The sequence below is a fragment of the Sphingobium yanoikuyae genome (assembly GCF_034424525.1).
GTDB lineage: Bacteria > Pseudomonadota > Alphaproteobacteria > Sphingomonadales > Sphingomonadaceae > Sphingobium > Sphingobium yanoikuyae.
The window spans coordinates 3,813,193-3,829,222 of sequence record NZ_CP139979.1; the positions used below are offsets into that span (position 1 = coordinate 3,813,193).

A 16,030-nucleotide genomic window follows, 5' to 3' on the forward strand; every position below is an offset into this window, starting at 1 on the left:
TCCGGACTTTTCCCCGGCCTGCTTTGTCCACAGCTTTGGGCGGTAGCAAAGCCAAGGAGAAGCACATGACGGGTCTCAACCTTTCGAACATCATCAAGACCGGTGTCGCGTCCGTCGCGCTGCTGGCAGCCTATTCCGTGTCGGCGCAGACGCCCGCCGCCCCCGCAGCATCGGCCCCCGCCGCCGGCGCCAGCAACTTCAGCGATGCCGACATCAAGCAGTTTGCCGCCGCCGCCGTCGAAGTGACCAAGATCCAGTCGGACAATGCGATTGCTGCTGCGGAAAAGCAGCCCAAGATGCTGGCTGCGCTGCAGTCGAAGGGCATTCCGCCCGAAAAGTTCAATGCCATCGGCCAGGCTGCCGCCGCCGACCCGGCCCTGCAGCAGCGGATTCAGGCTGCCGCCGGCACGCCGGCACCCGCTGCGCCCGCCAGCCCGGCGACCCCGGCTGATCCGGCGACCCCGCCGCAGCAATAAGCATATTTGCCACGGGAATGGCGGGTTTTCCCTTGCCCGCCATTCCCGCTCTGCGATCCGGTTCCCCAGATCGTTGAAAATAAAGGGGGTGACCATGGCGGCTCCGCCTGTCTATGGTCGCGGCCATGCATGAACAGGCCCTTGTAATCGCGCTGATCGGCATATTGGGCATCGGCGCCCAATGGATTGCCTGGCGCACCGGCTGGCCCGCCATCGCCCTGATGCTCGCCGCTGGCGTCATCGGTGGCCCGGTGACCGGCCTTATCGATCCCAAGCTCACTTTTGGCGAACTGCTCGAACCCATGGTGTCGGTGGCGGTCGCCCTGATCCTGTTCGAGGGCGGGCTCAGCCTCAATTTCCGCGAATTGCGCAAGACCGACGGCGCCGTCACCCGGCTGGTGGTGCTGGGCGCACCGATCGGATGGGTGCTGGGCGCGCTTGCCCTTTATTATGTCGCGGGCCTCGTCTGGCCGGTGGCGATCCTGTTCGCGGGCATTCTTGTGGTGACCGGGCCGACCGTGGTGCTGCCGCTGCTGCGCCAGTCCAACGTCGCCGCCCGGCCGCGCGCTATCCTCAAATGGGAAGCCATCGTCAATGATCCGGTCGGCGCGCTGCTCGGCCTTGCCACCTATGAATATCTGCGCCGGTCGAGCGAGGGCAGCACGCTGGCGGCCGTCATCCTGTCGCTGGTCGCGGCCGCGATCATCGCCGGCCTCATCGGCTGGCTTGCCGCCCGCGCGATCGGCTGGGCGTTCCAGCGCGGCCATGTGCCGGAATATCTGAAAGCGCCGATCCTGCTGGTCGCGGTGATCGGCGTCTTCGTTCTCTCCAACCTCATCCAGGCGGAAACCGGCCTCGTCACCGTGACGGTGATGGGCGTGGCGCTTGCCAACATGAAATTCGATTCCCTGCGCGACATCCAGCCGTTCAAGGAAAATGTCACCGTCCTGCTGATATCGGGCGTGTTCGTGATCCTGTCGGCTTCGCTCGACCTTGATGTGCTGCGCCAGTTCGAATGGCGCTTCCTGGCCTATCTGCTGGTGCTTCTGTTCGTCGTCCGCCCGGCGACGGTGCTGCTCAGCCTCGCTTTCTCGCCGGTGCCCTGGAACGAGCGGCTGCTGGTCGCCTGGATCGCCCCGCGCGGTATCGTCGCGGTCGCCATTTCCGGCCTGTTCGCGCTGCGTCTCGATCGGCTGGGCTATGGCGACGGCGCGATCCTCGTCACCCTGTCCTTCTCGATCGTGGTTGCGACCATCCTGTTCCATGGCTTCTCGATCAAGCCGGTCGCCCGGCTGCTCAAGGTCACGGGCGCGCAGGATAAGGGCCTGCTGCTGGTCGGCGCCACCCCCTTCAGCCTCAGCCTTGCCGCCCAGTTGCGCCAGCTGGAGGTGCCGGTGATGATTGCCGACAATAGCTGGCAGCGGCTGGCGCCCGCCCGCCATGGCGGCATCCCGACCTATCATGGCGAGATATTGGCGGAGGCGACCGAGGAGCGGCTCGACCTCGCCCAGTTCCAGGTGCTCGCCGCCACGTCGGAGAATGAGGCCTATAACGCGCTCGTCTGCAACGAGTTCGCGCCCGAGGTCGGCCGCGACAATGTCTATCAGCTGGGCGACGCCAGCGATGATCATGATCCGCGCGCGCTGCCGGAATCGCTGCGTGGCCGCGCGTTGTTCGACTCCGGCCTGGGCGTCGAGGAAATCATGATCCGCGAGGATGCCGGCTGGACCTTCCGCAAGACGCGGATCAGCGACCAGTTCGATTTCGAGGCGGCCAAGGCCGATCTGCCGGCCGATGCCGACATGCTGCTGCTGCTCCGCAAGAATGGCACGATGCGCTTCTTCACCCATGCGTCGCGACCGACGCCACAGCCGGGCGACACCATCCTGTCCTATGTGCCGCCCGCATCAAAGACCCGCAAGAAACCGGAAGGAGAGGAGGAATGAGGAGGCTCGCCCCCGCGCTGGCCCTGTGCGTCATGCTGGCGGCCTGTGATCGGCCCGCAGGCAATGCCGTCGATAACGTAGCCAACGCGGCCAATGTCGCCGACAATGACATGGCCGCGAACGAGGCGGATAATGCCGCCGAGCCGGTCCGCTCGATCCTGCGCCCCGAAGTGGCCGAACCCGAAGCGCCGAAGATCGAACCACTCGACGCCACCATCGCCTTCGGCACGTCCGGGCTGAAGCTGGACGATGCGGCGCGCGCGGCGCTCGATACGCTGGTCGAAACCCCGGCGATCAAGACCGGCGGTGCGATCACGTTGCGCGGTCATAGCGACAGCAAGGGCAATGACGGTGACAATCGCGTGGCATCGCGCATCCGGGCCGAGGCGGTCGAGGCCTATCTGGTCGAAAAGGGCATCGCCAAGGATCGCATCAGCCTGATCGCGCTGGGCGAAACCCGGCCGGTCGCGCCCAATGCCAAGGAGGATGGCAGCGACGATCCCGAAGGTCGGGCGAAGAATCGCCGGGTCGACATCCATGTCGCGGTGCCCACGGTCGTGGTGCCGACGGCGGCCGTGCTGCCCAGCATCTCGCCGGTGGACCGCAAGGACAAGCCATAGCCTTGGCCGCCGATCGGGCGTAGGGGACGCCGATGACCTCTCCTGTCTGGCACCCCTTCACCCAGCACGGCCTCAACGAGCCTATTCCCCATGTCGTCCGGGCGGAGGGTGCGACCCTCCATCTGGCCGATGGCAGCAGCCTGATCGATGGCATTTCCAGCTGGTGGGTGACGACCCATGGCCATTGTCATCCGCGCATCGCCGCGGCCATCGCGCATCAGGCCGGGCAGCTCGATCAGCTGATCTTCGCGGGCTATACCCATGAGCCGGCCGAAGCGGTGGCACGGGGCCTGGTCGATCTCATGCCACAGGCGCCGGGGCGCGATCCCCTGGCCCATGTCTTCTTTTCCGACAGCGGATCGACAGCGGTGGAAGTCGCGCTCAAGATGGCGCTCGGCTACTGGCATAATCGCGCGCTCGACGGGCTGGGCGAGGCGCGCAGCCGCATCCTGGTGCTGGAACATAGCTATCATGGCGATACGATCGGCGCGATGTCGATCGGCGAGCGCGGTGTCTATAATGCCGCCTGGACGCCCTTGCTGTTCGATGTCGGCACCATTCCCTTCCCGCATCCTGGTCGCGAACAGGAGACGCTTGCCGCACTGGAGGTCGCCTGTGCAGAACAACCGGCCGCCTTCATCGTCGAGCCGCTGATCCTGGGAGCCGGGGGGATGCTGATCTATCCGCCCCATGTGCTGCGGGCGATGGCCGATATCTGCGCGCGCCACGATGTGCTGTTCATCGCGGACGAGGTGATGACTGGCTGGGGCCGCACCGGCACCCTGTTCGCCTGCGAACAGGCCGGCGTCGTGCCCGACATCATGGCCGTGGCCAAGGGGATTACCGGCGGCGCCATTCCGCTCGCCGCGACGCTGGCGACCCCGCGCATCTTCGAGGCGCATCGCTCGACCGACCGGGCGCGCCTCTTCTACCATTCGTCCAGCTATACCGCGAACGCGATCGCCTGTGCCGCTGCTGCTGAAAATCTCGCCATCTGGGCCGAGGAGGATGTGCGCGGACGGATTGCTGTGCTGACGCAGGGCATCACCGATCGGCTGGCCGTGCTGGCCGATCACGCCGCCTTTGCCAACCCGCGCCAGATCGGCACGATCATGGCGATCGACCTGATTGCGGCCGACGCTGGCTATCTGTCGGACCTCGCCCCGCGCCTGCGTGCCTTCTTCCTGGAACGCGGCCTCTTGCTAAGGCCGCTCGGCAACACCATCTACCTGATGCCGCCCTATTGCATTGATGCGCAGCAGCTCGATGCCGTCTTCGCGGCCCTCGTCGCAGCCGGTGATTATTTCGGTTCTGCGTCCTGACTTCCATTTTCCACGTTTTGGCGCTATGGCGGCGCGATTTTTCGATTCTGGGATATTATGGCCAAAGAAGAACTGCTTGAAATGCGCGGACAGGTTGTGGAGCTTCTCCCCAACGCCATGTTCCGCGTGCGCCTTGAGAATGATCATGAAATTCTCGGCCACACCGCTGGCAAGATGCGCAAGAACCGCATCCGTGTGCTGGTCGGTGACGAAGTGCTGGTCGAACTGACCCCCTACGACCTGACCAAGGGTCGGATCACCTACCGCTTCAAATAAGCCGCATTTTCGATGCGACTCATTCTAGCTTCGGCTTCCCCCAGACGGCGTGATCTTCTGGGGCAGATTGGCGTGCTTCCTGATGCCGTCGATCCAGCGGACATTGACGAAACCCCGCGCAAGGCGGAACTGCCGGCCGCCTATGCGGCGCGTGTCGCCGCCGAAAAGGGGGCGCTGGTGGCTGCCCGCCATCCCGGCGCGCTGATCCTGTCGGGCGATACCGTGGTGGCCGCTGGCCGCCGCATCCTGCCCAAGGCGGAAAGCGAGGCGGAGGTCCGTGCCTGTCTCGACCTGCTGTCGGGGCGCCGGCATCGCGTCTACAGCGCCATCACCCTGATCGACGCCGCAGGCGTGGCACGGCATCGCCTGTCGACCAGCATCGTCATCTTCAAGCAGCTGGAGCGCAGTGAGATCGACCGCTATACTGCCAGCGGCGAAGGGCTGGGCAAGGCGGGCGGCTATGCCATTCAGGGGCGTGCCGCGGGCCTCATCCGCAGCATCCAGGGCAGCCATAGCGCGATCATGGGCCTGCCGCTTTACGAAACCCGCACGCTGCTTGAGGCAGCGGGCTATCCACTGGACCGTCGGGATTTCGAGTGAAATGGTACATTTCGCGGCTCGGAAATCACGACAAGTAGGTAACTGAACGATGGCCGAATGGCTTTATGAAGAAGGCATTGGCGAGGCCCGTGCCGCGCTGATCGAAAAAGGCCGCATCGTCGAGGCGCTGATCGAGCGCGAAGGCGAGGCTGTCCGCGCCGGTGCCATCCTTCAGGGCCGTCTGGTCCAGACCATCATTCCGCGCAAGCGGGGCGTCGTGCGCCTGATCTCGGGCGAGGAAGTGCTGATCGAGCCGATCCCGCCCAAGGTGGCCGAGGGCGCCAATGTGCTGGTCGAAATTTTCCGCGAGGCGATTGCCGAGGAAGGCCGGGGCAAGCGCGCCAAGGGCCGCATCGCCCAGCCCGGTTCCAAGGTGCATCCGGGGCCCAGCCTGCTGCAGCGGCTGCGCGCCACCGATGTCGCCATCCGTCCCTGTCCCGCCCATGAGGAGGACCGGCTCGAAGCCCTTGGCTGGAGCGAGCTGATAGAGGAAGCGGTCAGCGGTGAAGTCGGTGCCGAGGATGCGGCGCTGCGCATCTTCCTGACCCCTGCCATGATCCTGATCGACATCGACGGCAGCCTGCCGCCGGCGCAGCTCGGCCCCAAGGGCGCGAAGCTGTCGGCCCAGGCAATCCGCCGCATGGGGCTCGCCGGCTCGATCGGCATCGACCTGCCGACCATGAACAACAAGGATGAGCGCATCGTCGCGGCTGCGCAGATCGACAAATATCTGCCGCTGCCGTTCGAGCGGACGGCGGTCAACGGCTTCGGCTTCGTCCAGATCATCCGCCGCCGCGAGCGCGCCAATCTGATGGAACTGCTGCGCGAGGATCCGGTGCTGACCGCCGCGCTGGCGCTGCTGCGCCGTGCCGAACGGCATGGCACCGGCGGCGCGGCGACGATCACCGCCGCGCCGGCGATCATCGACCTGCTGCACAAGCGTGCCGACTGGATCGAGCAGCTTGCCCGCCGTCGCGGTGGCGAGGTGACGCTGCGCGCCGATTCCGCGCTGTCGCTGGCGGCCGGTCATGTCGCCTAAGGCCGGCGCCTGCCCGGTCTGCGGCCAGCCGGCACAGCCGGAAACCCGCCCCTTCTGCGGCAAGGGATGCCGCGATCGCGACCTGCTGCAATGGCTGGGCGAGGGCTATCTCGTGCCCGGCATGCCGGGCGACGAAGCCCTGCAAAAAAATGATAATTATGGGCTGGACAGCGAGCCGGATTGACGCCTATAGGCACGCCTCCATCCGGCGGTCACCTCCGCCGAGACCCGATGCCCGGGTAGCTCAGTTGGTAGAGCATGCGATTGAAAATCGCAGTGTCGGCGGTTCGAATCCGTCCCCGGGCACCATTTGTTCCCCTCAGAACATCTCGGAAATGCCCAAGCCGCCTCTCGGAAATGGCGGATTTCTGCGACCTTTTGAGCCTTTTGCTCTCAGGGCGTCCAGTTGCATCTCGCAACCTTTTCTGGCCAAAGTTGGTAGCTATTCTCGCGGGTACCCTGAAGGAGATACCCCATGCTGAGCGCCATGGCCGTGAGCAACGCGAAGCCCATCCACCGTCCATATAAATTATCGGACGGCCGGGGCCTGTATCTGATGGTGATGCCCAATGGGGCGCGCTACTGGCGTTTCTATTACACCTTCCTCAAGAAGCAGAAGACGCTGTCGGTCGGGGTGTATCCCGATGTCTCGCTCGCACTGGCGCGAGAACGGCGGGAAGAGCTGCGCCGCATTCTTGCGTCAGGCGAAGACCCGTCGAGCCGGCGGAAGGCTGATGCCGCTCAGGCGCGGCTGCTTGAAACCGGAACGTTCGACCAGCTTGCAGATGAGTATGTCGCGCGTCTGAAGGCTCGGGGTCGAGCCGAGAAGACGGTCACCAAGAATATCTGGATCCTCGAATACGCACGGCCCGCGCTCGGAAACCAGCTGGTGCGGGATATCTCGACGCCGGAGGTGCTGGAGATCCTGCGCAAGATCGAAGCGCGAGGGCATCACGAAACCGCGATTCGGCTTCGAGGGACACTGAGCACCATCTTTCGCTACGCCATTGCCACCGGCAGGGCGAACAAGGATCCGGCGAGCGAATTGCGTGGGGCGTTGCTGACGCCTAAGGTCAAGCACAGGCCGGCTATCACGGATCCGGCCAAGGTGGGTCCGCTGCTTCGTGCCATCGACGGCTATGACGGCGATGGGGCAGTCCGAATCGCCCTTCAGCTGTCGGCCCACCTGTTCGTTCGACCAGGCGAGCTACGGCTGGCGCAATGGGAGGAGTTTGATCCGGACAGTTGTATCTGGCTCATCCCGGCGAGCCGGACGAAGATGCGTCGTCTTCATAAGGTCCCGCTCTCCCGTCAGGTTCTTGGCCTGTTGGAAAAGCTGGAGGGTATGACCGGGGGCGGTCAGCTCCTGTTTCCCAGCCCGCGATCCGACAAACGCGCGATATCCGACAATACGCTGAATGCAGCGCTTCGCCGGATGGGCTTCAAGCAGGACGAAATGACGGCGCATGGCTTCCGAGCTATGGCGGCGACCTTGCTTAACGAATGCGGCAAATGGCATCCGGATGCCATTGAACGACAGCTGGGCCACATCGAAGGCAATGATGTCCGGCGTGCCTATGTGCGCGGCGAGCATTGGGGCGAACGCGTGCAGATGATGCAATATTGGTCTGATCGCCTTGATCAGCTGCGTTCGACAGAAGCCGGCGTAAGGCGTAAATTTTCTCAAGCTTCTGCAGGCGAGCAGGCGGCTCCGTCACGTGACGGGGATGACGAAAGCATATCGCCTGACTGGCGCTAGGAGTGATGGCCCAGGCCTTATCAATCTATTCTGATGAGTGAGGCTAAAGAGGGCGACTTTCAGCGATGGAAGTCGCCCTTCTATTAAATCGCAGATACTGATTGGGGGAATTGTAGCGTTTGCTTGGCACGCAACGATTGCGGTCGCCAAAACTTGTAAGCGCTGCACGCGCATAATTCATGATGATGTACCAGTATATTTGGCTGTGCGATCACGACTAGAAAATTAGCGGTCATGTTCCGACGATTAGCTAAGATTTTTATGTCCGTTATTTTGGTAGGCGATCGAAAGGCAGATTTGACTTGGATGCATGATCTTAGAGCAGTGCGGGTTTGGCTCAAATGATGTGCGAAGAGGCATCGAAATGCCGTCGCGAGACGCAAGAAACGCTGTGCCAGGACTCTATGCTCAAAATGACCAATAAGCGGCTCCGTAAAGCTGCGTGCCAGGCGTTGCGCGATGGACAGGGCAGCGAGGCAGGTTCAGCAACCACCTGGAAAGGTCACAATGAGCATCTCCGTGCGCGAAATGCGATGAAGTCGCTTTTGAGCCATCGTCAATGCACACGCCGCAGACCATGCGAAAAAATGTGTTCCGCCTGATCCAGATTATTGAGGTGGATTAGGTGAAATTGGCGCTCGGAACCCTTCGGCAATTTACGGCTTCCTTAGCGGATAGAACCACTAAGGAGACCCCACATGGCCAAGGCCGAATATTCCGATGCCATCGCCCTCCTAAAGGCCGATCATCGCAAGGTTGAAGAGCTTTTCGAGCAGTTCGAGAAAGCTGCGACTGGCAAGAAAAAGGGCGACATCGCCCACCAGATCTGCACCGAACTCAAGATCCATACGCTGATAGAGGAAGAGATTTTCTATCCCGCGTTCGAGGGCAAGATCGAGGCCGATACGCTTGAGGAAGCCTATGTCGAGCATGACGGCGCCAAGGTGCTGATCAACGACATCGAGGCTGGCTCTTGGGACGACAAATTCTACGAGGCCAAGGTCAAGGTGTTGTCTGAGGAGATTAAGCACCATGTCCACGAAGAGGAAATGCGTGGAGAAGGCATGTTTGCGCAATGTCGCGCGACCGATGTCGACCTGATTGTCCTGCGGGATCAGATGCTTGCACGCAAGGAAGAGCTGGTTGTTCAGGCCAAGGCCGCAGGCTTGCCGGCGGCCAAACCGACAGCTGTCAATCTGATCCCCACCTGAGCCGGCATTGCGAAGGGCGCGCGGCCGAACTCGAGCGCTCCAGTGCCGAAAGAGAGCTCGCATCCGACGTTTTTCGCCAACATCCCGAACATATCGAGGAAGAGACCATGCCGAAGTTCGGATATAAGCTGATGACAGAGGAGCATGGGCCAAAAGCGCTCGTGGAAAACGCGATCCGTGCAGAGAATGCGGGGTTTGACTTCGTCTCTATCTCAGATCATTTCCATCCTTGGCTCGAATCCCAGGGGCATGCCCCCTTTGCCTGGAGCGTCCTAGGGGCCATCGCCCATGCGACCGATCGGATCGGCATCGCGACCGGCCTCACCTGCCCGATCCTGCGCTATCATCCTGTCATCGTTGCGCAGGCCGCCGCCACTGTCGCTATCATGAGTGACAATCGCTTCACCCTGGCGGTGGGAGCGGGTGAACGACTGAATGAACATGTTACAGGGGTGCGGTGGCCCTCAGTGCCGGAGAGGCACGACATGCTCGGCGAAGCGATCGATATTCTTCGCCTTCTTTGGGAGGGCGGCGTCCATAGCTGGAAAGGGAAGCATTTCCTTATCGACCATGCCCAGCTCTACGATCTTCCGACCAAACCGATTCCTGTCATCGTTGGCGTTAGCGGTCCAGCGTCTGTCGCTCTTGCCGCGGAAAAAGGTGACGGGATCATGACAACCGCGCCGGAAAGCGATCTGGTAAAAGGCTATGAAGCCAGGGCCGGCAATCGTGAGGCCTGCTATGCGGAGGCCGTCATCGCATATGCATCCAGCGCTGAAAGAGGGTTGGAGATCGCACGCGACAGATTTCGCTTCTCTGCCTTCGATTGGTCGGTCAACAGCGAGATTCCCTCGGTCCAAGGCTTTGAGGCTGCTAGCCAGTATGTCCGACCTGAAGATCTGGCAGCGAAGGTGTCAGCCGGTCCGGACGTTCAGACCCATATTCAGTTGATCTCACAGTATGTGGACGCTGGCTTCGATCATATTGTGCTGACGTGCCCTGGAGACGATCAGGCGGGCTTCATCGAATTTTTCGAGCGCGAGCTCAAACCGTCCCTGCCGCGCTTCGAGCCGTCCGAATGAGGTCGCCCCAGGATCGGGACGTTGGAGGGGCGCTCCATGGGTGTGAACGAGGTGAACTGGCTAGGCATCCCAAAAGCGATTGCATGCACCATCCTCCGCTGATGCCGCCAGTCAACGCTATTTAGGGCAAGGCCCGCCGAGTCGCCACGCCAGGCATATGGATAATAAGCTGTGTCACCTGGTTGTTTGAAAACGGCCTAGCGGCAGAGCCTCAAGGATCTGAGAGGTTTAATGGCCAGTTCGCATCAGACCCGTTTCGTGAAGATCTGTCCCGCCCAGTCCGGCGCGATGAACAACGAGCATGACAGGGTCGCCAGAGCCGAACTTGCCCGAAGGATTGCCCGCCTTGGCGAAGCGACATTCGTCGAACATGACCCGCCAGGATTTTCGGCGTTGGATGATAGTGCGCAGAAGACGCTCTTCATTCCGGCAAGCACGATCGACCTAGCCATGGCGCGGCAACTGGGCATAAGCGATGAGAGCCAGATTTACGGCGGTGTGGTTCCCCATGCCTTCGTGGGAAGCAAGGTCATCACTCATCCGCTTTTCCAAAGCAGTGATGCAGTGCCCGTGGGATGGCACTCGGAACTGGGCGCTGCGCTCGCGCCTCATGTTCTCTCCGGCTGGTCAGCTTTCAGTGTGGATGCTGTGCGCGCCGCCGGCCTCGACTTGCTTAAACAGGGTGCAATCCGCCTGAAGGAAGTTGAAGCGACGGCAGGGCTCGGACAATTTGTCGTTACCTCGCCTCGGAAACTGGAAGAAGCGATAGCCCAACTTGATACGGAGGCTGTTGCCCGTCATGGCGTCGTGATTGAAGAGAATCTCGACAATGTCATCACCTACAGCGTCGGCATGACATGCCTTTTTGGAGACTTGATCTCCTATTGGGGCACGCAGCGTCTCGCCACCAACAATGACGGCGCCACCGTCTATGGCGGCTCGACCCTGCATGTTGTGAGGGGTGGCTTTGAACGACTGGCCGGACTCGATCTTGCAGACGATCTGAAGCAGGGTATCAAAAAGGCGATCGCATATGATGCGATCGTTTCGAAATTCTACCCGGATCTGATGGCCTCTCGCCGCAACTATGATGTCGCTGCCGGGATTAATTCTTCCGGCGAAATACGCATTGGCGTCCTTGAACAAAGTTGGCGGGCGGGCGGCGCGAGTGGCGCCGAAATAGCGGCTTTCAAAGCCTTTGCGCGCGATCCCGAATTGTCGGCGGTTACATGCGCCACGATGGAGATTTATGGTGAAATCGACGCCGCACCGATCGGTAGCATCGTCTATTATAGCGGTATCGATGCGGTCGCGGGACCGATGACAAAATATGCAATGGAGCTGGAATGACAGGCAGCCAGATATGCTTCGATGTCGAAGGGGAAAGTCTTGAGGCGACGATCCTGTCACCGGACAAGCTTGTTCCTGGCATACTCTTCATTCACGGCTGGGGCGGTTCGCGCGATCAGGACATGGTGCGCGCCGAAGAGATCGCGCAGCTGGGCTGTATCTGCTTCACCTTTGATCTGCGAGGCCATGCCCGGCACGCCGAAGAACGTAACAGAGTGACACGATCCCATGGTCTTGCCGATGTCGTGGCCGCTTACGACTATCTTGTCGGCCAGGACCAGGTCGACCCATCTGCGATTGCAGTCGTGGGTACAAGTTATGGCGGCTATCTTGCCACCCTTCTCACCGCAGTCCGTCCGGTCAACTGGCTGGCCTTACGTGTGCCTGCTCTCTATCCGGACGAACATTGGGATGTCCCCAAGGCGATGCTGGATCGCGACCTCATCAATGCCTATCGGGCACGCTTCCGGACGGGGCGAGAGGACAAGGCGCTGGCAGCATGCGAGCGATTTGCAGGCGATGTGCTCATCGTGGAGTCAGAACATGATGACTATGTCCCGCACGAGACAATCAGCTCCTATATGTCGGCGTTTCACAACAGTAATTCCTTGAGCTACCGTATCCTCAAAGGAGCCGATCATTCGTTGCGGAACGAGGGCTGCCGGCGCGCATACAACCAGTTGCTGCTCACCTGGATCGAGGAAATGGTTCGGGGAGGTCGCAGATCGTCTACCCCCCACCAGCAAGCGGCCGGAGAAATGCCATCTCAGGCTTATAGACTTGCGGATCGATAGTCTTTTCCAACGCATTGGCCCGACAAGCCGCGTCATGCGTTGAGGGAGGGAAGGAGAGAGTCATGTCATTGTCGCTCGAAGACCTGTCCCGGAAGATGAAGGACATCGATTTCGCGATGCTTGCAACTCGTGCCAAAGGCGGTGCCATTGGTTCGCGTCCGATGAGCAATAATCGCGAAGTCGATTATGACGGCACGGCGTGGTTCTTCACAGACGAAACCGCCTTCATGGTTTCGGACATGGAAGCCGATTCAGCTGTCAATCTTAGCTATCAGGGCAAATCCGGTCTGCTGGGCCACCGTCCTTTTTTCGTCGCGGTCGAAGGGCGAGCCGCCTTGATCAGAGACCGGACTCAGTTTGAAGCCCATTGGACGAAGGGGCTCGAACGGTGGTGGCCGCAGGGCATTCAAACTCCCGGCCTGGTTCTGATCCAGGTGATTGGCGAACGCGCCCATTATTGGGACGGCGAGAAAGAAGGCGAAATCCTTCTTGAAGGCATTAAGTGATGTCGCCCAACGAAAAGCCTTCTGCACACCGGCTCGGAAAAGCCGGTGCTTTTGTTGTCGGCACTATCATCGCCATTTTCATCATCATATTTGTCGGCAGAAACCTGTGGCACGGAGAAGAGCTCGAGCAGGATCAAGCCGTCGGCAACAATGTTGCGACTGAGCATACCGGCCCCTCCTATAATCAGCGACCGTGAGGCACGCCACGTCTCAGACCGGAAGCTCCGTCGCTCTTTAAACCATCATTTATTAGGTTTCGACGCCCAGAACAGATGGCATGGTGGAATGTTGCGCCATTCATATGCGGCGTGCACTGACGAAAATCGCTGCTCGAGGAGTGGGCGTACAGCCTTGCGCATTTGATAAGCCATGAAGAGCCCATCAGGGGATAAGAGCTGCACGCTGCGATCAATGATCTGCGTTGCGATTGCAGGCTCAAGTGTCGAAAATGGTAAGCCCGAAATTATGCAATCGGCCTGCGAAAGGCCGAGATCCGCCATATACTGCTGAGCATCTGTGGCCGATCCAGTGATGACGTGCAAACGCCTGTCCGGAATTGCCGAAGCCAAATGGTCGGTGAATGACGGGCTGGTGTCGATGGCAATCAGCCTGGCATGCGGTCGGAGGTGAGCGAGAATGGCGCTAGTGAACGCGCCGGTACCTGGCCCATATTCGAGCATCGTCGTTACCTGAGACCAATCAACGCCGTGCAGCATTCGGTCGATCAGCCAGTGCGATGCTGGAAATGAAGAGCCGACCGTGTTCGGGCTTTTGAGAAATTCGGCGGCGGCAATGAGCCGGGCCTTCAAATCGCTCGTTCCCCCCGAAGCCACGGAAGTGGGGTAAGAAGCGGCATTTTGCACGTCGGCCATATCTGCTCCTCGACTTATTCTCCGCTCTAAAATCCTCCCGACGCATTTGAAGTTTCGATTCCCGCCGCAAAAATCACGCTTAACAAAATCAATCTCTGACATGATTTCTCACGCTTTTGGGACAATTGCTGATGTCAGTCTCGACGGAGGCGCGATGAAAGAGGGCGACCGTCCTGCTTTCAAGCGGCCTCTTTCATGTAGCGACGGAATTAATCTGGTCACCAGTCATTCAAGCGAGCAACTATGGATCATCACGAGGCGATGGGCGGTTGACGGATGGGTTAGACGGGTTGCACCGATAATCTGCATCAAAGGCCAGGATCGGAACGGGGGCGCCAGGACAGCTGTTTCCCCTCTATGGCGAAACTCAAGGTCTTCCGCACGCCCGCCGGCTTCCACGACGCCTATGTAGCGGCGCCAAGTCAGAAAGCTGCACTGGCCGCGTGGGGATCCGACGCCGACCTCTTTGCGCGCGGGATTGCAGAAAAGGTCACCGACCCCAAGCTGATGGGTGAGCCGCTCGCGAAGCCCGGAGTCGTAATTAAGGTCAGCCGGGGCAGTGCGGCTGACCATTTCGAGGCTGCCGAGCCAAAGTCGCCACCACATCGCAGTCGCCCGAAAGGCAGACGAATATCTACGGAGAATGTGGCGAAAGCCGACGCGCCGCCCATCGCGCCGACGCCAAGGAAGAAGGTTCCGCGCCCCAGCCGCGCAAAACTCGATGCAGCCCAGATAGCGCTCGAACAAGCGGCTGCTAATCTCAAGCAGAGCCTGGCAGACATCGAAGCAAGGCGGCGTGCTCTCGACGCTGAGCGCCGCGCTTTGCAGGCGGAAGGCGATAAGCGTATGACGAAGCTGGAGACCGCCCGCGACAGAGCGCGCAAAAAGTATCAGGCCCGGCTGGAGAAATGGGCTAGACGCTGACGTATCAAGACTGGCGCTTTGCCGTAGGCCGCCTTCTGCCCTTTAATAGGGCTACGGCCTCGTACCGAGGGCGGCTTTTGCATAGACTATCCAGCGGTAAGGACACGACATGGACGATAGCTGGGGATTGCCCATCGTGATGGCTTATCCCTTGCGGGGATAGCCTCATAAACTAAGGCTCACTCATCGGCCAGACTTGACGGCTTTCAAGATCGCTTCGCAGAAGCTGACCAATTGGCCGGAATTTGAGTTTGGGCCTGGGATATGCATATGGGGGCGCCAAGTGCCGGTAACGTCGATTACACGTGGTCACTCGGCGAGTTGCTCATGCACTTGACCAATGTTGACTGACAAGGAACTTCGCCTCGATCTCCTCGCGAGCGGCGACGTCAACGCAGAAGGGGCTTCTCTCGACATTGCTCCGTTCCTACGACGTATATGGTTCCCAGTACGGACGCTCCATAAGCCCTGTAGCAGCTCCAAGGACAAGCGCGGCTTTAGTCTCGACCATCGGCGCCTTGAGCGGATGAAGAACGCACGCCAGCGCTAGCTGAAAAATGCCTCTTGAAACCGGTTTATTGCTTCCTAATTTTTCCTCGCCGGACGCCGAAACCTGGGTCCGGTGGACATTGAGAGCGCCGGCTCTCTCCGGCGCTTCTCATGCCCGAATTGCTCAATCAGGAGGATTTGGAAATGAGAACCAGTGCTTTTGACTTTTCGCCGTATCGACGCTCAACCGTGGGTTTTGATCGGCTGTTCAACCTGCTCGAGGCAGGCGCGCGCGAAGACGATGGCTATCCACCCTTTGATATTCTGAGAGAAGGCGAAGACAGCTATCGCATCACGCTCGCTGTCGCAGGTTTCCGCCCCGAGGACATTGAAGTGGTGGCCCAGCAGAATCTGCTCACCGTGACCGGCAAGCGTGCCGAGGACAACGGCCAGGGCGAGTATCTGCACCGGGGCATCGCCACGCGTACGTTCGAGCGGCGCTTCCAGCTTGCCGATTTCGTGGAAGCTGGCGATGCCCGTTTCGAGAACGGCTTGCTGAGCATCACGCTCAGGCGCGTGGTGCCCGAGGCGATGAAACCGCGCCGAATTGAGATCGCTGGGGGCAAGGCCGCCCAGGATCAGATCGAAGCACCTAGGGATGAGGTCCGCGAAGCAGCCTGATCCCCGACCAAAGGGTTTGCCGGGCCGCATCCAGCGGCCCGGTAGGCCTACCCCTTCCAGCCAGAAAAGGAGATGACTATCAT

At 60.7% G+C, this 16,030-nt stretch carries 18 protein-coding genes and 1 tRNA gene; 18 read left to right on the forward strand and 1 reads right to left on the reverse strand.

What is annotated here, in order from left to right:
* Window positions 1–65: 65 nt before the first annotated feature.
* The 16 genes from U0025_RS17570 to U0025_RS17645 all read left to right on the forward strand — a co-directional run bounded on the left by U0025_RS17570 (window position 66) and on the right by U0025_RS17645 (window position 13,178).
* Window positions 66–476, forward strand: a complete 411-nt coding sequence (locus U0025_RS17570; RefSeq protein WP_004208769.1) for a DUF4168 domain-containing protein — start codon at window positions 66–68, stop codon at window positions 474–476.
* A gap of 113 nt (window positions 477–589) precedes the next feature.
* A complete protein-coding gene (locus tag U0025_RS17575) occupies window positions 590–2,422 on the forward strand; it encodes a cation:proton antiporter (RefSeq protein ID WP_004208770.1) in 1,833 nt (610 codons plus the stop codon).
* Complete coding sequence (locus U0025_RS17580; RefSeq protein ID WP_004208771.1) at window positions 2,419–3,042, forward strand: OmpA family protein; 624 nt, start codon at window positions 2,419–2,421, stop codon at window positions 3,040–3,042. The genes U0025_RS17575 and U0025_RS17580 overlap by 4 nt, the downstream gene beginning before the upstream one ends.
* Before the next feature lie 32 nt (window positions 3,043–3,074).
* Window positions 3,075–4,364: an adenosylmethionine--8-amino-7-oxononanoate transaminase gene (locus U0025_RS17585; RefSeq protein WP_004208772.1), complete on the forward strand. Its 1,290-nt coding sequence runs from the start codon at window positions 3,075–3,077 to the stop codon at window positions 4,362–4,364.
* A 57-nt stretch (window positions 4,365–4,421) separates the two neighbouring features.
* Window positions 4,422–4,640, forward strand: coding sequence for a translation initiation factor IF-1 (gene infA / locus U0025_RS17590; protein WP_003049127.1), 219 nt, complete (start codon window positions 4,422–4,424; stop codon window positions 4,638–4,640).
* Window positions 4,641–4,652: 12 nt separating this feature from the next.
* A complete protein-coding gene (locus tag U0025_RS17595; RefSeq protein WP_004208773.1) occupies window positions 4,653–5,240 on the forward strand; it encodes a Maf family protein in 588 nt (195 codons plus the stop codon).
* 49 nt (window positions 5,241–5,289) lie between these two features.
* A complete protein-coding gene (locus U0025_RS17600; RefSeq protein WP_004208774.1) occupies window positions 5,290–6,279 on the forward strand; it encodes a hypothetical protein in 990 nt (329 codons plus the stop codon).
* Window positions 6,269–6,463 (forward strand): DNA gyrase inhibitor YacG, encoded by a 195-nt coding sequence (yacG, locus tag U0025_RS17605; protein ID WP_004208775.1) that lies wholly within the window; start codon window positions 6,269–6,271, stop codon window positions 6,461–6,463. Before U0025_RS17600 ends, yacG begins: the two co-directional genes overlap by 11 nt.
* Window positions 6,464–6,512: 49 nt before the next feature.
* Window positions 6,513–6,588: transfer RNA gene (locus tag U0025_RS17610), tRNA-Phe, on the forward strand.
* 166 nt (window positions 6,589–6,754) lie between these two features.
* Window positions 6,755–8,038 carry a tyrosine-type recombinase/integrase gene (locus U0025_RS17615; RefSeq protein ID WP_004208776.1) on the forward strand — a complete coding sequence of 428 codons (1,284 nt, stop codon included), beginning with the start codon at window positions 6,755–6,757 and terminating at the stop codon, window positions 8,036–8,038.
* A 698-nt stretch (window positions 8,039–8,736) separates the two neighbouring features.
* The gene (locus U0025_RS17620; protein WP_004208777.1) at window positions 8,737–9,249 is read left to right on the forward strand and encodes a hemerythrin domain-containing protein; all 513 of its coding nucleotides are present in this window, start codon (window positions 8,737–8,739) and stop codon (window positions 9,247–9,249) included.
* A gap of 107 nt (window positions 9,250–9,356) precedes the next feature.
* Window positions 9,357–10,331, forward strand: a complete 975-nt coding sequence (locus tag U0025_RS17625) for a TIGR03557 family F420-dependent LLM class oxidoreductase (RefSeq protein WP_004208778.1) — start codon at window positions 9,357–9,359, stop codon at window positions 10,329–10,331.
* A gap of 231 nt (window positions 10,332–10,562) precedes the next feature.
* Complete coding sequence (locus U0025_RS17630; protein WP_004208780.1) at window positions 10,563–11,681, forward strand: DUF3182 family protein; 1,119 nt, start codon at window positions 10,563–10,565, stop codon at window positions 11,679–11,681.
* Window positions 11,678–12,475: an alpha/beta hydrolase family protein gene (locus U0025_RS17635; RefSeq protein ID WP_004208781.1), complete on the forward strand. Its 798-nt coding sequence runs from the start codon at window positions 11,678–11,680 to the stop codon at window positions 12,473–12,475. The genes U0025_RS17630 and U0025_RS17635 overlap by 4 nt, the downstream gene beginning before the upstream one ends.
* Window positions 12,476–12,537: 62 nt before the next feature.
* Window positions 12,538–12,981 (forward strand): pyridoxamine 5'-phosphate oxidase family protein, encoded by a 444-nt coding sequence (locus U0025_RS17640; RefSeq protein WP_004208782.1) that lies wholly within the window; start codon window positions 12,538–12,540, stop codon window positions 12,979–12,981.
* Entirely contained in the window at window positions 12,981–13,178 is a 198-nt protein-coding gene (locus U0025_RS17645) for a hypothetical protein (protein WP_004208783.1), read from the forward strand. The genes U0025_RS17640 and U0025_RS17645 overlap by 1 nt, the downstream gene beginning before the upstream one ends.
* Window positions 13,179–13,223: 45 nt before the next feature.
* Here the strand turns inward: U0025_RS17645 and U0025_RS17650 are convergent, their stop codons facing one another.
* A complete protein-coding gene (locus tag U0025_RS17650) occupies window positions 13,224–13,853 on the reverse strand; it encodes a class I SAM-dependent methyltransferase (RefSeq protein ID WP_150131267.1) in 630 nt (209 codons plus the stop codon).
* A gap of 357 nt (window positions 13,854–14,210) precedes the next feature.
* Between U0025_RS17650 and U0025_RS17655 the strand changes: the two genes are divergently transcribed.
* Complete coding sequence (locus U0025_RS17655; RefSeq protein WP_004208785.1) at window positions 14,211–14,777, forward strand: hypothetical protein; 567 nt, start codon at window positions 14,211–14,213, stop codon at window positions 14,775–14,777.
* A 693-nt stretch (window positions 14,778–15,470) separates the two neighbouring features.
* Window positions 15,471–15,947, forward strand: a complete 477-nt coding sequence (locus U0025_RS17660) for an Hsp20 family protein (RefSeq protein ID WP_004208786.1) — start codon at window positions 15,471–15,473, stop codon at window positions 15,945–15,947.
* Window positions 15,948–16,030 lie beyond the last annotated feature (83 nt).